Raw genomic sequence first — 774 nt, forward strand, 5'->3', positions numbered from 1 at the left:
AATGGGCGGCGCCGCTGGTGGGGCCGGAATTCGCCTACCGCCGCCGCGCGCGCATCGCCGTGCGCTGGGACGCCAAGGTGCGCCAGCTGCAGGTGGGTTTTCGCGCCGAGGCCAGCCAGGAGATAGTCGCGATCGACGACTGCGTGGTGCTGGTACAGCCCTTGCAGCCGATTCTGCGCGGTCTGCCGGCGCTGCTGCGGCAGCTGGGCAAGCCGCAGGCGTTGGGCCATGTCGAGCTGTTCAGCGGCAGCGCCGAGGCGCTGTTGCTGCGCCATACCGCACCGCTCGATGAGGCCGACCTGCTGCTGCTGCGTACCTTCTGCGCCGAGCACGGCGCGCAGCTGTGGCTGCACGGCGAGGGCGAGCCGCAGGCCGATGAGGTTGGCGCCGAGCTGGGCTTTGCCCTGCAGCGCTGGCAGCTGCAACTGGCCTATCGGCCGGGGGATTTCGTCCAGGTCAACGGTCCGGTCAACGAGGCGATGGTCGCCCAGGCGCTAGACTGGTTGGCAGTGCGGCCCGGTGAACGGGTGCTGGATCTGTTCTGCGGCCTGGGCAATTTCGCCCTGCCGCTGGCGCGCCAGGCCGCCGAGGTGGTGGCGGTGGAAGGCGTTGAGACTATGGTTGCGCGCGCCGCGGTCAACGCCGCCGGCAACGGCCTGGACAACGTGCACTTTTTCCGTGCCGACCTGTCCAAGCCGCTGGCCGACGAGGCCTGGGCCGGCGGCGGTTTCGCCGCGGTGCTGCTCGATCCGCCGCGTGACGGCGCGCTGCAGG

1 protein-coding gene is annotated in these 774 nt (G+C 70.8%); it reads left to right on the top strand.

Features of this window, described 5'->3' with window-relative positions; all coding sequences use genetic code 11:
• The coding region (locus N878_RS23480) for a methyltransferase domain-containing protein (RefSeq protein WP_021445939.1) at positions 1–774 on the top strand (774 nt) is incomplete at both ends.

Source organism: Pseudomonas sp. EGD-AK9 (genome assembly GCF_000465935.2).
Classification (GTDB): domain Bacteria; phylum Pseudomonadota; class Gammaproteobacteria; order Pseudomonadales; family Pseudomonadaceae; genus Aquipseudomonas.